Origin of the sequence: Nocardia rhizosphaerihabitans (assembly GCF_014646295.1) — a bacterium.
Taxonomy (GTDB): domain Bacteria; phylum Actinomycetota; class Actinomycetes; order Mycobacteriales; family Mycobacteriaceae; genus Nocardia; species Nocardia rhizosphaerihabitans.
This window is the reverse complement of record NZ_BMNE01000006.1, coordinates 303,511-319,119: the sequence shown is the minus strand read 5'-3', so window position 1 is coordinate 319,119 and position 15,609 is coordinate 303,511. Positions and strand designations below refer to the sequence as shown.

Sequence of the window (15,609 nt, the reverse complement as noted above, 5' to 3'; positions counted from 1 at the left end):
GGCGCCGTCCGCATTTGCACAGTTCTCAGACCTGCATCGACCCCGCGGACAGCAGCCGCGTCGCGATGGCGCGCGCGGCATCGACTCGCGCCGTATCACCGATCTGGCGGGCGATATTGGCGGCGCTGACGACCGCGTCGAGCTCGAAAACCAGGAGTTCGGCGTCGACACCGGCGAAGTCGCCGACCGTCTGGGCCTTGCGGATCTCCCCGGCCAGGATGGCAAGCCACTCGTCGTGGTCGGCGACCACGGCGTCGCGAACGGGCCCCGGCTTACTGCTGAATTCGGTCAGCGTGGCGACGCGGAAGCAGCCGCCGGGAAAGGGTGGCTGCTCGATGTGCGCGAACCAGCGCTCGATCAGAGCCCGTACCCGGCCCGCTCCGCGTGGTTCGCGCAGACTCGGCGCGATCACCCGTTCGATGAACACCTCACGAGCGGTCTGCACGGCGGCCAGCTGGAGCGCTTCCTTGGTGCCGAAGAGCGTGGCGATACCGCTCTTGCTGATGCCCAGGTCGGTGGCGAGCATGCCGATACTGAGGCCGTCGAGGCCTTCGACGGAGGCGAGCTCGGCGGCGCGGCGGGCGATGGTCGCCCTGGCTCGAGCGCCCTTGGCCAGTCGTTGATCGCCGGGCTCGGTCTGGGTCATGGCTGCCATTGTTCCACCACCTCTTGCCTAGGAGAACGATCGGTCGTACTTTAATGTACGAACGATCGTACGCTCTTTATCTCCTCCGTGAAGGAACCCCTCCATGACCGACGTTTCCGCGCGGCCCGAAGGTTCGCCGACCAGCACGGGCACCGACGCCGCGGGCCGCACGCTGGCCGTGGCGATCGGCGCCGCGTTCATCGCCCTGCTCGATCTGTCCGTGGTCAATATCGCCTTCCCGACCATCGCCACGACCTACCCCGGCACCCCGACCAGCACCCTGACCTGGATCGTCAGCGGGTACGCGGTCGCCTTCGCCGCGCTGCTCACCCCCGCGGGCCGCCTCGCCGATGTGCTCGGCCGGCGCAGGCTGTTCGCGTTGTCGCTGGCGGGTTTCGCCGTCACCTCGCTGCTGTGCGGGCTCGCGCCCAGCGCCGGATGGCTCATCGCCGGACGCATTCTGCAGGGCATGACGGCGGCGTTCATGGTGCCCGCCGCGCTCGGCCTCGTCCTGGCGGCCACGCCACGGGAGAAGATCGGCGCGGCCATCGGCGCGTGGTCGGCGGCGGGCGGATTCGCCGCGGTGGTCGGTCCGGCGATCGGCGGCGGGCTCGTCGAGAGCCTCGGCTGGCGGGCGATCTTCCTCGTCAACGTGCCGATCGCGATCGCGTTGATCGTGCCGGGTCTGCGCCTGCCGGTGGCCGAGGACACGCGTCGCGACTCCGCGCTGCCCGATCCGGTCGGCATCCTCGCCGTCGCACTGGGCCTCGGCGCGGTCGTCGCGGCCGTCACCGAAGGCCAGAGCTGGGGATGGACCGCGCCGGGCACGCTGATCGCGCTGATCGGCGGCACCGTGCTCGTGGTGTACGCGCTGGCTCGCTCGCTGCGTCACCCGGATCCGGCCGTGGCCGTATCGCTGTGGCGGAACCGGCAATTCGCGCTCGCCAACGCGGGCTCGTTCCTGTTCGGTGCGACGATGTTCGCCTGGCTGCTGGCCGGGCCGATGTTCCTCGACGAGGTCTGGGGCTACTCCGTGCTCCAGTCGGCGGCGGCGCTCACCGTCGGCGCCGCGGCCTCGATGGTCGCTTCGATGATCACGGGGCGGATCACCACCGCGTCAGGTCAGCGCTGGGCCGGCGTGGTCGGCGCGCTGATGTACGCCGCCGGGCTGGGGTGGATGAGTACCGACGCGTTCGGGCCCGATCCAGCGCTGTGGTCGGCGTGGATTCCCGCCGGGCTGCTCAGTGGCGGCGGTGTCGGCGTCGTCATCACCGTGCTCGGCACCGCGGCCGCCAGTTCGGTTCCCCCGCAGCAGTTCGCGGCGGGCATCGGCATGAACACGACCGCCCGCCAGGTGGGTGGCGCGCTCGGAGTCGCGATACTCGCCGCTGTTCTCACCGCCGTGTCCGACGACGCGGTGCGTGCCTTCCACACCGTGTTCGCCGTGGGTGCGGTGCTCGGTGTCGCGTCCGCCGTCTTGCTGGCCGTGCCCTCCGTCGCCCGTTCCACCACACAGGATTAGGAGTTCGAGATGTCTTCCACCACACCGTTGTCCGAACCGTTCACCGAGGCCGACGACCCGCTGTTGCTCGCCGCCGATCAGGCGGTCGCGCTGCTGCGTGACGCGCCATGGCGGCGCTTCGCCGTGCTGGGCGATTCGATCGCCGCGGGCACCGGCGACCCGAGCCCCGGCTACGCGTCCACCGGCTGGGCGGACCGGGTCGCGGCTACCTTGTCCGCGGCGAATCCCGCACTGGCCTACCGCAATACCGGGCGCGTCGGCGCCACCAGCACCCAGGTTCGCGAGCACCAGCTGCCCGGGATCCTGGAATTCGCACCGGATCTCGTGCACGTCAGCTGCGGCGGGAACGATCTTTTCGAGGCGGGAGGTGATCCCGGCCTGCTGCGGGAGAACCTGTCCGCGATGTTCACCGCGCTGACGGAGGCGGGGGCGCTGGTGTCGGTGTTCACGGTAGCCGACGTCTGGGGCGTCGAGCGGATGGCGCCGATGCGGGCGATGCGGCCGCGGATGGCCGCGATGAACGAGGTGATCCGCTCGGTCGCCACCGAATACGACGCGGTGCTCACCGAGTTCTGGGATCACCCGGTGCGGACGCGGGCGACTCTGATGAGTGCCGACCTCATCCATTTCACGACGAGTGGGCACGCGGTGGTGGCGAGTGAGGTCATCCGCGCCCTGGCCAGGCGGCTCGATCGCAGCCAAGGCACGCGCTAACCGCGCCGATGGTCCAGATTGCGACCGATCGGCGGGATAGCGATCGCGACGCAGTCAGCTGTTGCCGCGCACCAGCTCGGTGCCCAAGGTGACGAGTTCCGCCCGGACTTCCGGCGGCCCGACGACTTCCACGTCGGCACCCCAGCCCGCCAGTTGCCGGGCGACCATCTTCGCGGTGTCGGCCGTGATCTCGGCTCGGACCCGGCCGTCGTCCGCGGGCCCCAGCAGGGTGCAGTTACGGCCCTGCTGATCGGCCAGGATCGGGGCCAGCGCGGCGGAGACGAGGACCGTGGCGGCCACGGCGGCGCGACGCTCCTCCATCCGGGTCACGATCTGCGACCACTCGGCCTGCAGATCGAAATCTGCGGGGCGGTCGGCTGTTTCGTCGAGGAGAGTGACCTCGCCGATCCGGTCGAGGCGGAAGGTGCGGCGGCCGCGGTCGGTGCCCGCGATCAGGTACCAGACCGTTTCCTTCTCCACCAGACCCCAGGGGCTCACCGTGCGCACGGTGCGCTCCCCCGATCGCACGTACTCGATGCGCGCCCGCCGCCGATCCACCACCGCCTGTTGCAGCGACGACAGTGCGGCAGGCGGTTCCGGATCCGGACGGCCCCAGCGGGCCGGGTCGACGACCACCGCATCGGCCGCGGCGGCCGCGTCCTCGCGGAAGGTGTGCGGCAGCGCCCGCACCAGCTTGCGCAGCGCGGACTTCAGCTCGGGTGCGGCCTGCGCCGCGGGGCCTGCCAGCAGGAACAGTGCCCGCGTCTCACCCGCCGTCAGCCCGGACAGGTCGGTGCGGGCGCCACCGATCAACGACCACCCGCCACCACGCCCGGCCTGGGGATACACCGGAATACCGGCCGCCGACAATGCCTCCAGGTCGCGGCGCGCGGTCGCGACCGACACCTCGAGTTCGGTGGCGACCTCGGCGGCCGTCACCCGGCCCCGCGCCTGCATCAACAGCAGGGTGGCTACCAATCTGTCCGCTCGCATACTCGATGATTCTGCCGAACAAAGTGCTCATTCGGTGAGCAGTTTGGCTGGCAGAGTTGTTCTCACCACAACGACGACACAGGAGCAGACATGCTGCGCGGAATGGCCACCACCACCTACTACGCCGACGACCTCACCGCCGCCAAGGACTGGTACGCCGAATTCCTCGGCATCGCACCGTATTACGAGGTGCCGGGTGGCTACTACGAGTTCCGGGTCGGGCCGATGCAGGCCGAACTCGGCATCATCAATCGCGCCTACGCTCCCGCGGGGGCGCGCAATGCGCCCGGCGGCGGCGGTGTCGTGTTCTGGCATGTCGAGGACCTCGCCGCGACCTTCGCCCGCCTGCTCGAGCTGGGCGCCACCGAGTACGAGCCGATCACCGAGCGCGGTGAGGGTGCCGGGTTCGCGACCGCGGCGGTGCTCGATCCGTTCGGCAATGTCCTCGGGATCATGAGCAACCCGCACTTCGTCGCGATGACCGCCGACCGGGACGCGGCGGCCTCGGCCTGACGGCTCAGGCGGCGAACCAGCGTTCGAGGACGGTGGCGACACCGTCCTCGGCGACGTCGCCGGTCACCTCGTCGGCCAGCGCGAGCACCGCGTCGGGCGAGCCTGCCATCGCGACCGAATGCGCCGCCCAGCGCAGCATCTCGCGATCGTTGAAGCCGTCGCCGATGGCCAGTGTCGCCTCCGGTTCGACGCCGAGCGAGCGCCGGAGTCGTTCGAGCGCCCAGCCTTTGGACACCCCGCGCCGTGACACGGTGAGCCACGGGCCGAATTCACCGTGCACCCAGGAGGTATCGGGCACCACCAGCGTGGCGAGCAGCCGCACCATCTCCTCGGCGCTGCCGCCGGGCCACCAGCCGTTGAGCCGTGGCGTCGGCGCACTGCTCAGCATGTGATGATCGACCAGCAGGAACTCGCCGATGGAGAATTCCCCCGGTCCGTGGCCCGTCGCCCAGACGCCCTCGCCCACCCGTTCGGCCGCGAAGATCATGTCGGGGAACAGCGCCCGCAACGCGAGCACGGCGGGCCCTGGATCGAACGACTGCACCGCGACCGGTTCGCCGCGCGCGACGTCGACGTGCACGGCCCCGTTGGAACACAACGCGTGCCCTTCGGTGAGCCCCAATTCCTTCAGCACCGGCCGCGTTGTCAGCACGGTGCGCCCGGTCGTCACCACGACATGCGCCCCCGCCGCCACCGCGGCCCCCACCGCCGCCGCGACCCGCGCGCTGATCGCGAACCCCGTAGCCAACAGAGTTCCGTCCACATCGAGCGCAATCAATTTCGGCGCTCCCCCGAGTCCTGCCATTCCCCTATTGTGCCCGCCCCCACCTACACCCACGCGAAATTCACCACCGCTACCAGCAACAATCGCCGATCGGCCACTCCCCCTCCGCATCCCGGTCCCACCGCCTCAGCCGAACGACCCGACGCCGATCCACAGGCGTTGCAGATCAACAGAACAGCGAGGCCGCCGCCCACACAGGAACATCCGATTACACCGCAGGGCGGATCTCCGTTGAGGCAGCCACCACCGATCCCATCGACCCTGGTGTGCACATTCCGATGCGAGTGACCGCAGCTCATACCGCATGCGACTCCGCCACTCCGCCAGGGCGTGGCTATACGATGCGCATCGCTTAGCCACAGGGCGACGCCAACGATTCCGCCGCCACCGGTGCGGCTCGGCTCATTCCGTACGAGACGAAGGCGAGCGGCCGCCCTTTGCCGGAAAGATGTTGCGGGTGAATAGGACTGGCCGCTCAGCGGCGGATCCGTCCCGCCGCCGCCACGACCAGCCCCCGCATGGTGCAGTGGGAGCCGTCGGCCGACTCACCCAGTCATCGGTACGAATGCGAGGACTCGCCGTTCGCCGTGCGGTGTTCCGGCTGAGGGCCTGGCCATTCAGCGGCGGGAACCGCCTCCGCCTCCGCCGGCGCCGCCACCGCCGCCACCGCCAGCGCCGCCGCCCATGGAGCCGCCGGAAGACGCGCCACCCGAGGATGCTTTTCCGCCGGAGGATGCCTTCCCGCTCGAGTCGCCGCCGGAAGCACCACCACCCGACGCACCACCGCTGGAAGCGCCACCGCCGGAAGCACCGCCACCCGACACACCGCCACCGGAAGCGCCACCACTCGACGCACCGCCGCCGGAAGCGCCACCACCGGAAGTGTCACCGCCCGAGTCACTTCCGCCGGAAGCCCCGCCACCGGATGCGCCGCCACCTGAGGCACCACCGTCAGATGCGCCGCCACCTGAGGCACCACCGCCAGATGCGCCGCCACCTGAGGCACCACCGCCGGAAGCACCACCACCCGACGCACCACCGCCGGAAGCACCACCACCCGACGCACCACCACCGGAAGCACCACCACCCGACACACCACCGCCGGAAGCACCACTGTCCGAGCCGCCGCTGGTATCACCGCCCGACGCGCCGTCTGACGCGCCGCCTGCTGAGGTCCCGGTGCCATCCGTTGTTCCGCCGCTGGGCGCGCCCCCGTCGGTCGGGCCGGTGCCGGTTGTTCCGCCGGGCGAGGTACCCCCGGGTGCCGTGCCGCTGGTGTCGCCGCCATCGGTCGGGCCGGAAGGCGCTGTGCCCGTATCGCTTCCACCGACCGATCCCGAGGTGTCGGTGGAGGGCGCTGTCGTGCCGCCCGTCGGTGTGGTGGGGGCGGGGGCCGTGCCGGGAGTCGTGGCACCGGGGTCGGTGGGTGTGCCCGGCGTGGGGATCGAAGGGATGCCCGAACCGGGTCCGGGGATCGGTCCCGGGAGGTCGGGGGTGCCCGGGTTGGTGGGGGCGTTCTGGGCGGGAGCCCCGAGGTGGAAGGGCAGGGGGTTGATGAAGCGGGCCGGGTCGCCGTAGGTGGTCCTGGCCAGCGGTGAGCGACAGTCGTCGCGGGTGTCCTGGTGGCCGGGGCCGCCGCGCTCGCCGCCGGTGCGGGTGTTGTCGCGGCCGGCGGTCGCGGGGGCGACGATCATCTCGTAGGCCGTCTGCGCGGCGACGGCAGCTGCGCCCGCGACGCGGACCCGGCCGGTGAGCGGGTCGACGGCGCCGAGGAGACCGGAGGTCTGGGCGGCGACGAGGTCGGCGCTCATGTCGTAGAGCAGCGCGTCGGCGGGGGCGCCGAGGGCGGGGAAACGGTCGAGGACCGGGGTCAGGCCGGGGTCGAAGGGGCTGCCGAACACCGTCATCGCCGACATGGCGAGCGCGGACACCACTGCCGCGCTGGAGAAGACGGCGACATGCGGCGCCGAGGAACCACCCTGCTGCACGGGGGCGAACGTGCGGGCCGCCAAGGCTGCCGCGCCGGAGGCGACCACCTGGCCGGGGTCGGCGACAGTGACCAGCGGGACGCCGAGTTCGGCGAGCGTGCGCGCGACCTCGGGCGGACGCGAAGCCCCGCCGACTACCAGGATGCGCGAGAGGTCGGCCAAGCGCAGGCCCGCGGCGGCCACAGTCTTGCTGACCAAGGGGAAGGTGTCGCGGATGTGCTCGGATCGCAGCGCATCGATGTTCACCATCGAGGTGAGCATCTGCGTGGCGCGGCTCGACCGGGGCGAACGGGCGTAGCGGGCGACCATCTCCCCCAGCGGCTTGCCACCGAAGTCGGTGGAGCGCATCGGAGTTCCGACCATGGGATGGTGCGGCCAGTCCGGTCCGACGCGCAGAACGGTGAGGTCGAGACTGTTCGCACCCAGGTCGTAGACGAGGACGAAACCCGGAGCCAACGGCCCCTGGTCGGCCTCGAGCCATTCCGCGGCGGCGACCGGTTCGGGCGCGAGCAACACCTGCCCGGCGCCGGCCAGGTGCAGCGCCTGCCCGAGCAGCCCGACCTGTTTGTCGGAATACACTGCCGGATAGGTCAATACGGCACCGGCGGCCGGCTCGGCCAGCTCGATGAGCCCCGTGACCACCGCGGCGATCAGGTTGGTCGCCGAGTAGAACCGGCCACCGATCACCATCGGCTCCGGTTCGCGGCCCAGGTCCGCGAAATCCGTCACCGCCGAGGCGAATTCGTTGATCGCTCCGATGCGGGGCCTGCCCGCTTCGTCGAAGGTGAGTGCGGTACGCCGTATGCGCACCGTCGGTTTGGCCGGATCATCGGCTACTGCCGCCGTAATCGCATTGACCGTACCGATGCTGAAGCCCAGACCTCTGGTCATGTATTTGCTATCCCGTCAACGCACCGTGACCACGTCCAGCACGCGAGCGCACCATGTGGCCGCGGTCGTCTTCCAAACAGCTCGCACAGATTAACCGGCGCAAAGCCGAATTGCTGCCTGATTGATACGAAACACGTGACCTTTGACCCTTGTCGGATGGTTTTCGCAGGTTAATAGGGATGCGGACAAGCGTCCAGTCCCCTGAACGCTTCCGAATCGACTGACAGACTCCGAGATCCAGCTACTCGCGAGTAATCGACTTGAGCCCCTAGCGAAGACATTCTTTCGGTCTGTTATTGCCGTCAACTAATGCACTTACCGACCGGTAATCAATTCAATTACCGCCTATCGGATTTCGAATATCGCCGCGTTGCAGTGCTCCATATCGAAGTACTCGCCGAAACCTATGACGCATCAACGTCACGACCGATACCCGCCAGCACGGGCCTGCTCGCCGCGGTTGACTCGAAGTGCGGAGAGACACCGAGTCGAACTCCGAATATCAAGGGAGAGAAGGAAATACCTATGTCAACTCGTTTCGCCGACCAGGTCGTCCTCGTCACCGGCGCCGGTTCCGGCGTCGGCAAGGCGGTCGCGCAGCGGGTCGCGTCCGAGGGCGCCGCCGTGGTGCTCGGGTCCCGCGGCAAGGACCAGGGCGAGCAGGTCGCCGAGGAGATCCGCGCGGCGGGCGGACGCGCGCTGTTCGTTCCCACCGACGTCACGGTCGACGCCGACGTCGAACGCCTCACCCAGACCGCGCTCACCGAGTACGGCAGGCTCGACGCGGCGTTCAACAACGCGGGCGCGGTCACCGCGTTCGGCTCGGTCGCCGAGATCGACGACGCGGCCTGGCGCGCCGAGCTCGACCTGAACCTGACCGGGGTGTTCCACGGACTGCGGCACCAGGTGCCCGCGATCATCGGCTCCGGCGGCGGCACGATCCTGAACAACGCGTCCAACCTCGGGGTCGTCGGCATGGCGTCGGTGGCGCCGTATGTGGCGGCCAAGCACGGTGTCGTCGGGCTCACCAGGTCGGTGGCGCTGGAGACCGCGGCGGCGGGCCTGCGGGTCAACGCGCTCGTCTCCGGCGCGGTCGACACTCCGGCTTTCCGTGCTTCGATGGGCGCCACCCCGGAGGGCGAGGCGGCGATCGCGGCGCTACACCCGATCGGGCGGATCGCCCGGCCCGCGGAGATCGCGGCGCTGTGCGCGTTCCTGCTCAGTGCCGAGGCGTCCTTCGTCACCGGAGCCGCGGTCACCGTCGACGGCGGCTTCACCGCGCAGTGAACGACGAAGGCCCGCTCCGTCGCATGCGGACGACGTAGCGGGCCTTCGGGTTTCGCGAATCAGCCGCGAGCGAGCAGCCGCCGGAGCGGACGCTCGTGCGGCGCCGCGGCACCGCCTGCGCGCGCCTGGGGTCGGCGGGCGCGCACCAGACGATCGAACTCGCGTGCGTCACGAGCGGGCTCGCGCAGCTTGCCGGTGTTGAAATCCTCGGCGAGCTGCTGCACGGTCTCCTGCGCGCAGGACTTGTTGGTCCCGATGAAGCCGGTCGGGCCGCGCTTGATCCAGCCGGTCACATACGTGCCGGTGACGACCTCGCCACCCGCGGCGGTGAGCACCCGGCCCTGCTCGTTCGGGATGACGCCACGCGCGTCGTCGAACGGCAGATCCTTGGTCGGCACCCCGCGGTAGCCGACCGAGGTGAGCACGACGCCCGCCTCGAGCAGGTCGGTGTCGCCGGTCGGCACCGCGCTGGTGCGGCCGTCGGCGTCGGTGACCAGCTCGTTGCGCTCGACCCGCACGCCCGTCACCGTGTCGGTGCCGAGGATCTCCACCGGCGAGGACAGGTAGCGGAACACGATGCGCCTGCGCTCGCCGAACGGACGATTCGCGACGCTGTGCAGCAGGCGCAGCTTCTGCTCGATCTTGTACGGCAGCTCGGGGGTGACCTCGGGCAGCTCGCCCTCGATCGCGATGTCGATGTCGGCGGCCAGCAGGCCGACGAACTCGGGCACCGTGAACGCGGACTCGGCGGGGCCACGACGACCCAGGATCACGACCTCTTCGATCTTGCTCTCGCGCAACGCCTTCAACGCGTGCGGCGCGATGTCGGTGTTGGCCAGGGTGGCCGGATCGACGGTCAGGATTCGGGCGACATCGAGGGCGACGTTGCCGTTGCCGACGATCACGACGCGCTTCTGGTTCAGATCGAACTGGTCGTCGACGTGCTCGGGATGGCCGTTGTACCAGGCGACGAAGTCGGTGGCCGACACATTGCCGGACAGACCCTCACCCGGGATGCCCAGCTTGCGATCCGAGGACGCGCCCACGGCGTAGATGACGCCGTGGAAGTGCTCGAGCAGATCGGCGTGGCTGATGTGCTTGCCGATCTCCACATCGAGGTAGGTACCGAAATCCTCCTGCTTCGACATCACGTCGAACAGGTCGGCGACCTGGCGGGTGCGCTTGTGGTCGGGCGCGACACCCAGCCGGGCCAGACCGTAGGCCTGCGGCAGCCGGTCGAACATGGTGACCGCGACCCCGGGCTGGGTCAGCAGCTCGTCGGCGGCGTACATCGCCGACGGACCGGAGCCGACGATGGCGACCCGCAGCGGCGACCGCTGGGTGTCGATCGCGGGCGGCATCACGGGCCTGGCCAGGGTCGGCCGGTCGCGCTGGATGCGGTAGAAGTCGGCGTTGATCTCGATGAAGGGCTTCTGCTCTTCGGTGAGCTTCTTCGACGAGGTGATGGCGTCGACGGGGCATGCGGTGGCGCAGGCGCCACAGTCCACGCAGGCTGCCGGGTCGACGTAGAGCATCTCCGCGGTGAGGAAGTCCGGCTCGTCCGGGGTCGGATGGATGCAGTTGACCGGGCATGCGTAGACGCACGAGGCGTCGCTACAGCACGACTGGGTGACAACGTAGGGCATGGTTGCTACCGCGTCTCAGGCTGCGTGCTTGGCGGAGCGCTTGGGCTCCGAGCGGTACCGGCTGGACGGGCCGTCGATACCGAGCAGCTTCCACACCTTCTTGGCGATCGGGTTCATCAGACCGATCTCCTCGGCGAGCGCGCGCACGTCGATGAAGTAGTCGGCGAAGACCTGCTTGGCCTCCTTGGAACCGTAGAACAGCTCCTTGCGGACATCGGTCGGCATGTCGAACTGCTTGAAGAAGGTCTTCGGCGGAGTCGCGATGGCACGGCCGAGCACGAACATGATGATCGGCATGGCGACCGAGAGCACGAACTTGTTGAACGCGGGCTGCGCCGGAACGTTCTTCTTCAGGAACTCGTGGGCGAAGGAGATGTGGCGAGCTTCCTCGGCCACGTGGATCGCCATCACGCCGCGCATGATCGGGTGGATGTCGTCACCCGAGCGCAGGATGTCCTTCTGGATGTGGTCGATCGGCTCTTCGCCGGCGAGCACGGCCATGAAGAAGAAGTTCGGGAACAGCGCGCCGGCCGGGGCGGCCAGGTGGCGCAGCTGACGCACGAGCGGGTTCATGCCCGGCACGTCGGCGACGCGGTTGACCATCTCCTGGAACATCAGAGTGTGGTTGTGCTCTTCGATCATCTCGTGCGAGCAGTACCGGAACTCCGGGTCGTTGTTCTTCAGGTTGAAGATGTGCTGCATCATGCCGATGATCAGGATGGCCTCGAACTGCAGGCCGACCTTGGCGACATTGGCCTGACGGACCTTGCCGATCTCGATCTTCTGATCCAGCGGCAGGGCCTGGTACCAGGGGTGGCGGCCGATCGGGTCGGCGGAGGTGACCAGGACCCAGCGCTCCGGCTTGTGGTTCGGGTCGAACTCCGGGTTGTCCCAGTCGATGTCCTCGAACGGGTCGAAGTGCCGGTCGACGGACGCCTCCGACAGCATCAGCAACTTCTCGGCGTACGCCTGAGCCTCCGCGACTACGGGATCGACGTCAGGGGTGGTGGGCGCAGACATCGTCGTCACTGCCTCTCCTCAAGGGACGTTTACTGTTTCCAATAGTTACACCTACGAGAGGTCACGTCAACTCTGCGAGCGTCTCGATTCCGCGTGTTCGGCGCGTCGAAATGCCAGGACAACAAGCTACTCACCAGTAAAAATGGCTCTACCTGTGACACTGCGTCATGCACAGTCGTGCGGAGCCGGTCGATGGGCCCGGAAAATAAGTTCGTGCCGAACGCGCCGTTTCGCCGAACGGACCGCCGGTACCGGCTACCCTGCGCGGACGCAGGCTCGGCGACGCGCCGTGAACGCCAGCGAACGGCTCGACAACTCAGGAGACCCCGGGCGGAATGTTCGCGTTGTGCCGGAATACGTTGGCCGGGTCCCAGGCGGCTTTGATCGCGCGCAACCGGCCGTACTCGGCGCCGTAGGTCTGCGCGACCTGCTCCTGCCCGGTATCGCTCATGAAGTTGACGTAGCCCTGCTCGGCACGGGCGAACGGGCGCAACTCGGTCCAGAAGTCGCGCACCCACTCCCGTTCGGCGGCGAAACCGGCCGTCTCCGGGCACGCCCCGGAGATATTGACGACCACCCCCGGCGCCCGCGACCCCCCGAAGGCGGTGTCATCGTCGGTCAGCGCGCTGAACCGCCCGCACAGCGGCATCGTCGGCATCACCGACAAGGGCGAAGTGCGCCGCGGGTAGTGGCGCACCATCACCTCGGCGGCCGCGACATCGATCCGGTCCAGGTACAGCGATTTCTCGTAGGCGCGCATCCCCCACGGCGCGATGCCGTCGAACAGCTGCTGCAACGCCGGGTACGGCATCTCGGCGACCAGCTCCCCGCATGCTCGGCCCCGCCCGGTTCGGTGCGACCGCGGCCACACCGGACCCATATCGTCCCACCGGGTGTCTCCGGGGCAACAGGGCCGCGGGATCTCAGCTCTGCGGCAGATCCGGGATCCGGGTGGCGCGGGCGTAGACCGTCTCGCCCTCGCTCAGGTGCAGGGCCGCGGCGTCACCGCGGGTGACCTGCGCGGCGAACTGATCGCCGGTCGCGGCATTGCGCAGTTCGAGGCGCACCTCGAAACCCAGCCGGACGATACGTTCGACCGTGGCCCTGGTGACGCCCGCGGACTCCGCGGTGCCCTCGTGCTCGGCCATCGCCATGCTCGGATCGCGGCCGACGCGGATGTCGTGCGGGCGCACCAGGTGGCCGTTGAGCCGGGCCACCGCGCCGAGGAACGACATGACGAACTCGTTGGCGGGCCGGTCGTAGACGTCCTCGGGCGAGCCGACCTGTTCGATGCGGCCCTTGTTCATGACCGCGATCCGGTCGGCGACGTCGAGCGCCTCCTCCTGGTCGTGGGTGACCAGCACGGTCGTCACGTGGACCTCGTCGTGCAGCCTGCGCAGCCACTGCCGCAGGTCGGTGCGGACCTTGGCGTCGAGTGCGCCGAACGGCTCGTCGAGCAGCAGCACCTGCGGGTCGACGGCGAGCGCGCGGGCCAGCGCCATGCGCTGGCGCTGACCACCGGAGAGCTGCGCCGGGTAGCGATGCTGGAAACCGTCGAGGCCGACGATGCCGAGCAGCTCGTCGACGCGCTTGTCGATCTCCTTCTTCGGCCGCTTGCGGATGGTCAGGCCGAAGGCGACGTTGTCGCGCACCGTCATGTGCTTGAACGCGGCGTAGTGCTGGAACACGAAGCCGATGTCGCGCTTCTGCGGCGCCACGTGGGTGACGTCGTTGCCCGCGATCATCACGATGCCCGAGTCCAGCGACTCCAGGCCCGCGATCGAGCGCAGCAGCGTCGACTTGCCTGAGCCGGACGGGCCGAGCAGGGCGGTCAGCTCGCCGGAGGGGATATCGATGCTGACATCGTCGAGAGCGGCGAAGGAACCGTAGTTCTTGCGCGCGTTGGTCACGGTGATCATTCGGTGCCCCGCTTGCGTTCGAGGAGAGTCATCAGGAGAAGTACCACCAGGGCCATGCCCATCAGCAGGGTGGCCGCGCTGTAGGCGCCGAAGGTGTTGTGGTCGTTGATGTAGCGACCGTGCACCAGCAGGGTCAGCGTCTGCGACTTGCCGGGCAGTGCGGTCGAGACCATGATCACCGCGCCGAACTCGCCGAGCGCGCGGGCCACGGTGAGCACGACACCGTAGGTCAGGCCCCAGCGGATGGCGGGCAGGGTGATCCGCCAGAAGGTCTGCCAACGGGACGCGCCGAGGGTGGCCGCGGCCTGTTCCTGGTCGTCGCCGATCTCGTGCAGCACCGGCTCGACCTCGCGCACCACGAACGGCAGCGTCACGAAGATGGTGGCGATGACCATGCCGGGCAGGCTGAAGATCACCTTGAAGCCCAGTGATTCCAGCCCGCCGAACCAGCCACCGGCTCCCCACAGCAGGATCAGCGAGACACCGACGACCACCGGCGACACCGCGAACGGCAGGTCGACGATGCCCTGCACCAGGCTGCGCCCGGGGAACTTGCTGCGCACCAGCGCCAGCGCCGTGACGACGCCGAAGACCACGTTCAGCGGGACGACGATCGCCACGATGAGCATCGACAGCTGGAACGCCGAGATCGCCGCCGGCGTGGTGATCGAGTCGAGGAACGCCCCGATCCCCCGCTCGAACGTGCGCCACAGGATGATCACCAGCGGCAGCACGAGCAGCACGAGCAGGTAGCCGAGGGCCACCGTGCGTAGCGAGAGCCGCGTGAACAGGGACAGCTTCATCGGGCCGCCTCTTCCTTCCGCGCGGTGCGCTCGGCGAGCAGCCGCAGGACGAGCAGGCTGGCGAAGGAGATGGCGAGCAGTGCCACCGACACCGCGGCGGCGTTGATCGGCCGGTCCACCTCGATCTGCTGCTGGATGTACTGCGAGGTCATCTGGGTCTCGCGCGGGATGTTGCCGCCGATCAGCACGACCGAGCCGTATTCGCCGATCGCCCTGGCGAAGGCCAGGCCGCCGCCGGAGATGATCGCCGGGGCCAGCGTCGGCAGCACGATGCGGCGGAAGGTGATCCAGTTGCTCGCGCCCAGCGAGAGCGCGGCCTGTTCCACTTCCTTGTCGACCTCGATCAGCACCGGCTGCACCGACCGCACCACGAACGGCAGCGTGACGAAGGCCAACGCCACCACCAGACCGGGCTGGGTGGCGTTGAGGTGGATGTCGATCGGGCTGTTCGGGCCGTAGAGCGAGAGCAGCACGATCGAGGCGACGATCGTCGGCAGCGCGAACGGCAGATCGATCAGCGCGTTGACGATTCCCTTGCCGGGGAACTCGTCACGCACCAGCACCCACGCGATCAGGGTGCCCATCACGACGTTGAGCACGGCGACGACCACCGAGACACCGACGGTGATGCGCAACGAGTCCAGCGCCGACGGCGCGGTGACCGCGTCCCAGAAGCCGGACCAGCCGTCCTCGAACGAGCTGACGGTCAGCGCCGCCAACGGAAGCAGCACGATGACGCTGAGCCACAGTACGGCGATGGCGATGCCGAGCGGGCCCACCGAGCCGGTCACGCGCAGCCACGACCATCGCGGGCCTCGAAATTTACCGGCGACGCCGGGATCGGGGGTTGTCCCGCTCCCGGCGTGCCCACTGCTGTCAGTCA

14 protein-coding genes are annotated in these 15,609 nt (G+C 69.1%); 4 read left to right on the top strand and 10 right to left on the bottom strand.

Going from position 1 to position 15,609, the window contains the following annotated elements:
- Positions 1-25: 25 nt before the first annotated feature.
- Positions 26-646, bottom strand: a complete 621-nt coding sequence (locus tag IEY60_RS25790) for a TetR/AcrR family transcriptional regulator (RefSeq protein WP_189033055.1) — start codon at positions 644-646, stop codon at positions 26-28.
- Between the two features lie 103 nt (positions 647-749).
- On the opposite strand from IEY60_RS25790, the gene IEY60_RS25785 reads away from it, so the two are divergent.
- Positions 750-2,168 carry a DHA2 family efflux MFS transporter permease subunit gene (locus IEY60_RS25785; RefSeq protein WP_189033054.1) on the top strand — a complete coding sequence of 473 codons (1,419 nt, stop codon included), beginning with the start codon at positions 750-752 and terminating at the stop codon, positions 2,166-2,168.
- 9 nt (positions 2,169-2,177) lie between these two features.
- Positions 2,178-2,882: an SGNH/GDSL hydrolase family protein gene (locus IEY60_RS25780; protein WP_189033053.1), complete on the top strand. Its 705-nt coding sequence runs from the start codon at positions 2,178-2,180 to the stop codon at positions 2,880-2,882.
- Positions 2,883-2,936: 54 nt separating this feature from the next.
- Here IEY60_RS25780 and IEY60_RS25775 read toward each other — a convergent pair whose 3' ends face one another.
- The gene (locus IEY60_RS25775) at positions 2,937-3,875 is read right to left on the bottom strand and encodes a helix-turn-helix transcriptional regulator (RefSeq protein ID WP_189033052.1); all 939 of its coding nucleotides are present in this window, start codon (positions 3,873-3,875) and stop codon (positions 2,937-2,939) included.
- Positions 3,876-3,965: 90 nt separating this feature from the next.
- Here IEY60_RS25775 and IEY60_RS25770 point away from each other — a divergent pair, with 90 nt between their 5' ends.
- The gene (locus IEY60_RS25770) at positions 3,966-4,388 is read left to right on the top strand and encodes a VOC family protein (protein WP_189033051.1); all 423 of its coding nucleotides are present in this window, start codon (positions 3,966-3,968) and stop codon (positions 4,386-4,388) included.
- Positions 4,389-4,392: 4 nt separating this feature from the next.
- On the opposite strand, the gene IEY60_RS25765 is transcribed toward IEY60_RS25770, so the two are convergent.
- Both IEY60_RS25765 and IEY60_RS25760 read right to left on the bottom strand, forming a co-directional pair.
- The gene (locus IEY60_RS25765) at positions 4,393-5,193 is read right to left on the bottom strand and encodes an HAD family hydrolase (RefSeq protein ID WP_189033050.1); all 801 of its coding nucleotides are present in this window, start codon (positions 5,191-5,193) and stop codon (positions 4,393-4,395) included.
- A 596-nt stretch (positions 5,194-5,789) separates the two neighbouring features.
- Complete coding sequence (locus IEY60_RS25760; RefSeq protein ID WP_189033049.1) at positions 5,790-8,051, bottom strand: Hsp70 family protein; 2,262 nt, start codon at positions 8,049-8,051, stop codon at positions 5,790-5,792.
- Between the two features lie 525 nt (positions 8,052-8,576).
- Between IEY60_RS25760 and IEY60_RS25755 the strand changes: the two genes are divergently transcribed.
- Positions 8,577-9,338: an SDR family NAD(P)-dependent oxidoreductase gene (locus tag IEY60_RS25755; RefSeq protein ID WP_189033048.1), complete on the top strand. Its 762-nt coding sequence runs from the start codon at positions 8,577-8,579 to the stop codon at positions 9,336-9,338.
- Positions 9,339-9,397: 59 nt separating this feature from the next.
- Here the strand turns inward: IEY60_RS25755 and IEY60_RS25750 are convergent, their stop codons facing one another.
- The 6 genes from IEY60_RS25750 to cysT form a co-directional block, all read right to left on the bottom strand.
- Positions 9,398-10,984: an FAD-dependent oxidoreductase gene (locus IEY60_RS25750; protein WP_189033047.1), complete on the bottom strand. Its 1,587-nt coding sequence runs from the start codon at positions 10,982-10,984 to the stop codon at positions 9,398-9,400.
- Positions 10,985-10,999: 15 nt separating this feature from the next.
- The gene (locus IEY60_RS25745) at positions 11,000-12,004 is read right to left on the bottom strand and encodes an AurF N-oxygenase family protein (RefSeq protein WP_189033291.1); all 1,005 of its coding nucleotides are present in this window, start codon (positions 12,002-12,004) and stop codon (positions 11,000-11,002) included.
- A gap of 316 nt (positions 12,005-12,320) precedes the next feature.
- Entirely contained in the window at positions 12,321-12,815 is a 495-nt protein-coding gene (locus tag IEY60_RS25740; RefSeq protein WP_189033046.1) for a BBE domain-containing protein, read from the bottom strand.
- A 112-nt stretch (positions 12,816-12,927) separates the two neighbouring features.
- Positions 12,928-13,923: a sulfate/molybdate ABC transporter ATP-binding protein gene (locus IEY60_RS25735; RefSeq protein WP_189033045.1), complete on the bottom strand. Its 996-nt coding sequence runs from the start codon at positions 13,921-13,923 to the stop codon at positions 12,928-12,930.
- Positions 13,920-14,726: a sulfate ABC transporter permease subunit CysW gene (cysW, locus tag IEY60_RS25730; protein ID WP_189033044.1), complete on the bottom strand. Its 807-nt coding sequence runs from the start codon at positions 14,724-14,726 to the stop codon at positions 13,920-13,922. Before cysW ends, IEY60_RS25735 begins: the two co-directional genes overlap by 4 nt.
- The gene (gene cysT / locus IEY60_RS25725) at positions 14,723-15,523 is read right to left on the bottom strand and encodes a sulfate ABC transporter permease subunit CysT (RefSeq protein ID WP_189033290.1); all 801 of its coding nucleotides are present in this window, start codon (positions 15,521-15,523) and stop codon (positions 14,723-14,725) included. Before cysT ends, cysW begins: the two co-directional genes overlap by 4 nt.
- Between the last annotated feature and the right edge of the window lie 86 nt (positions 15,524-15,609).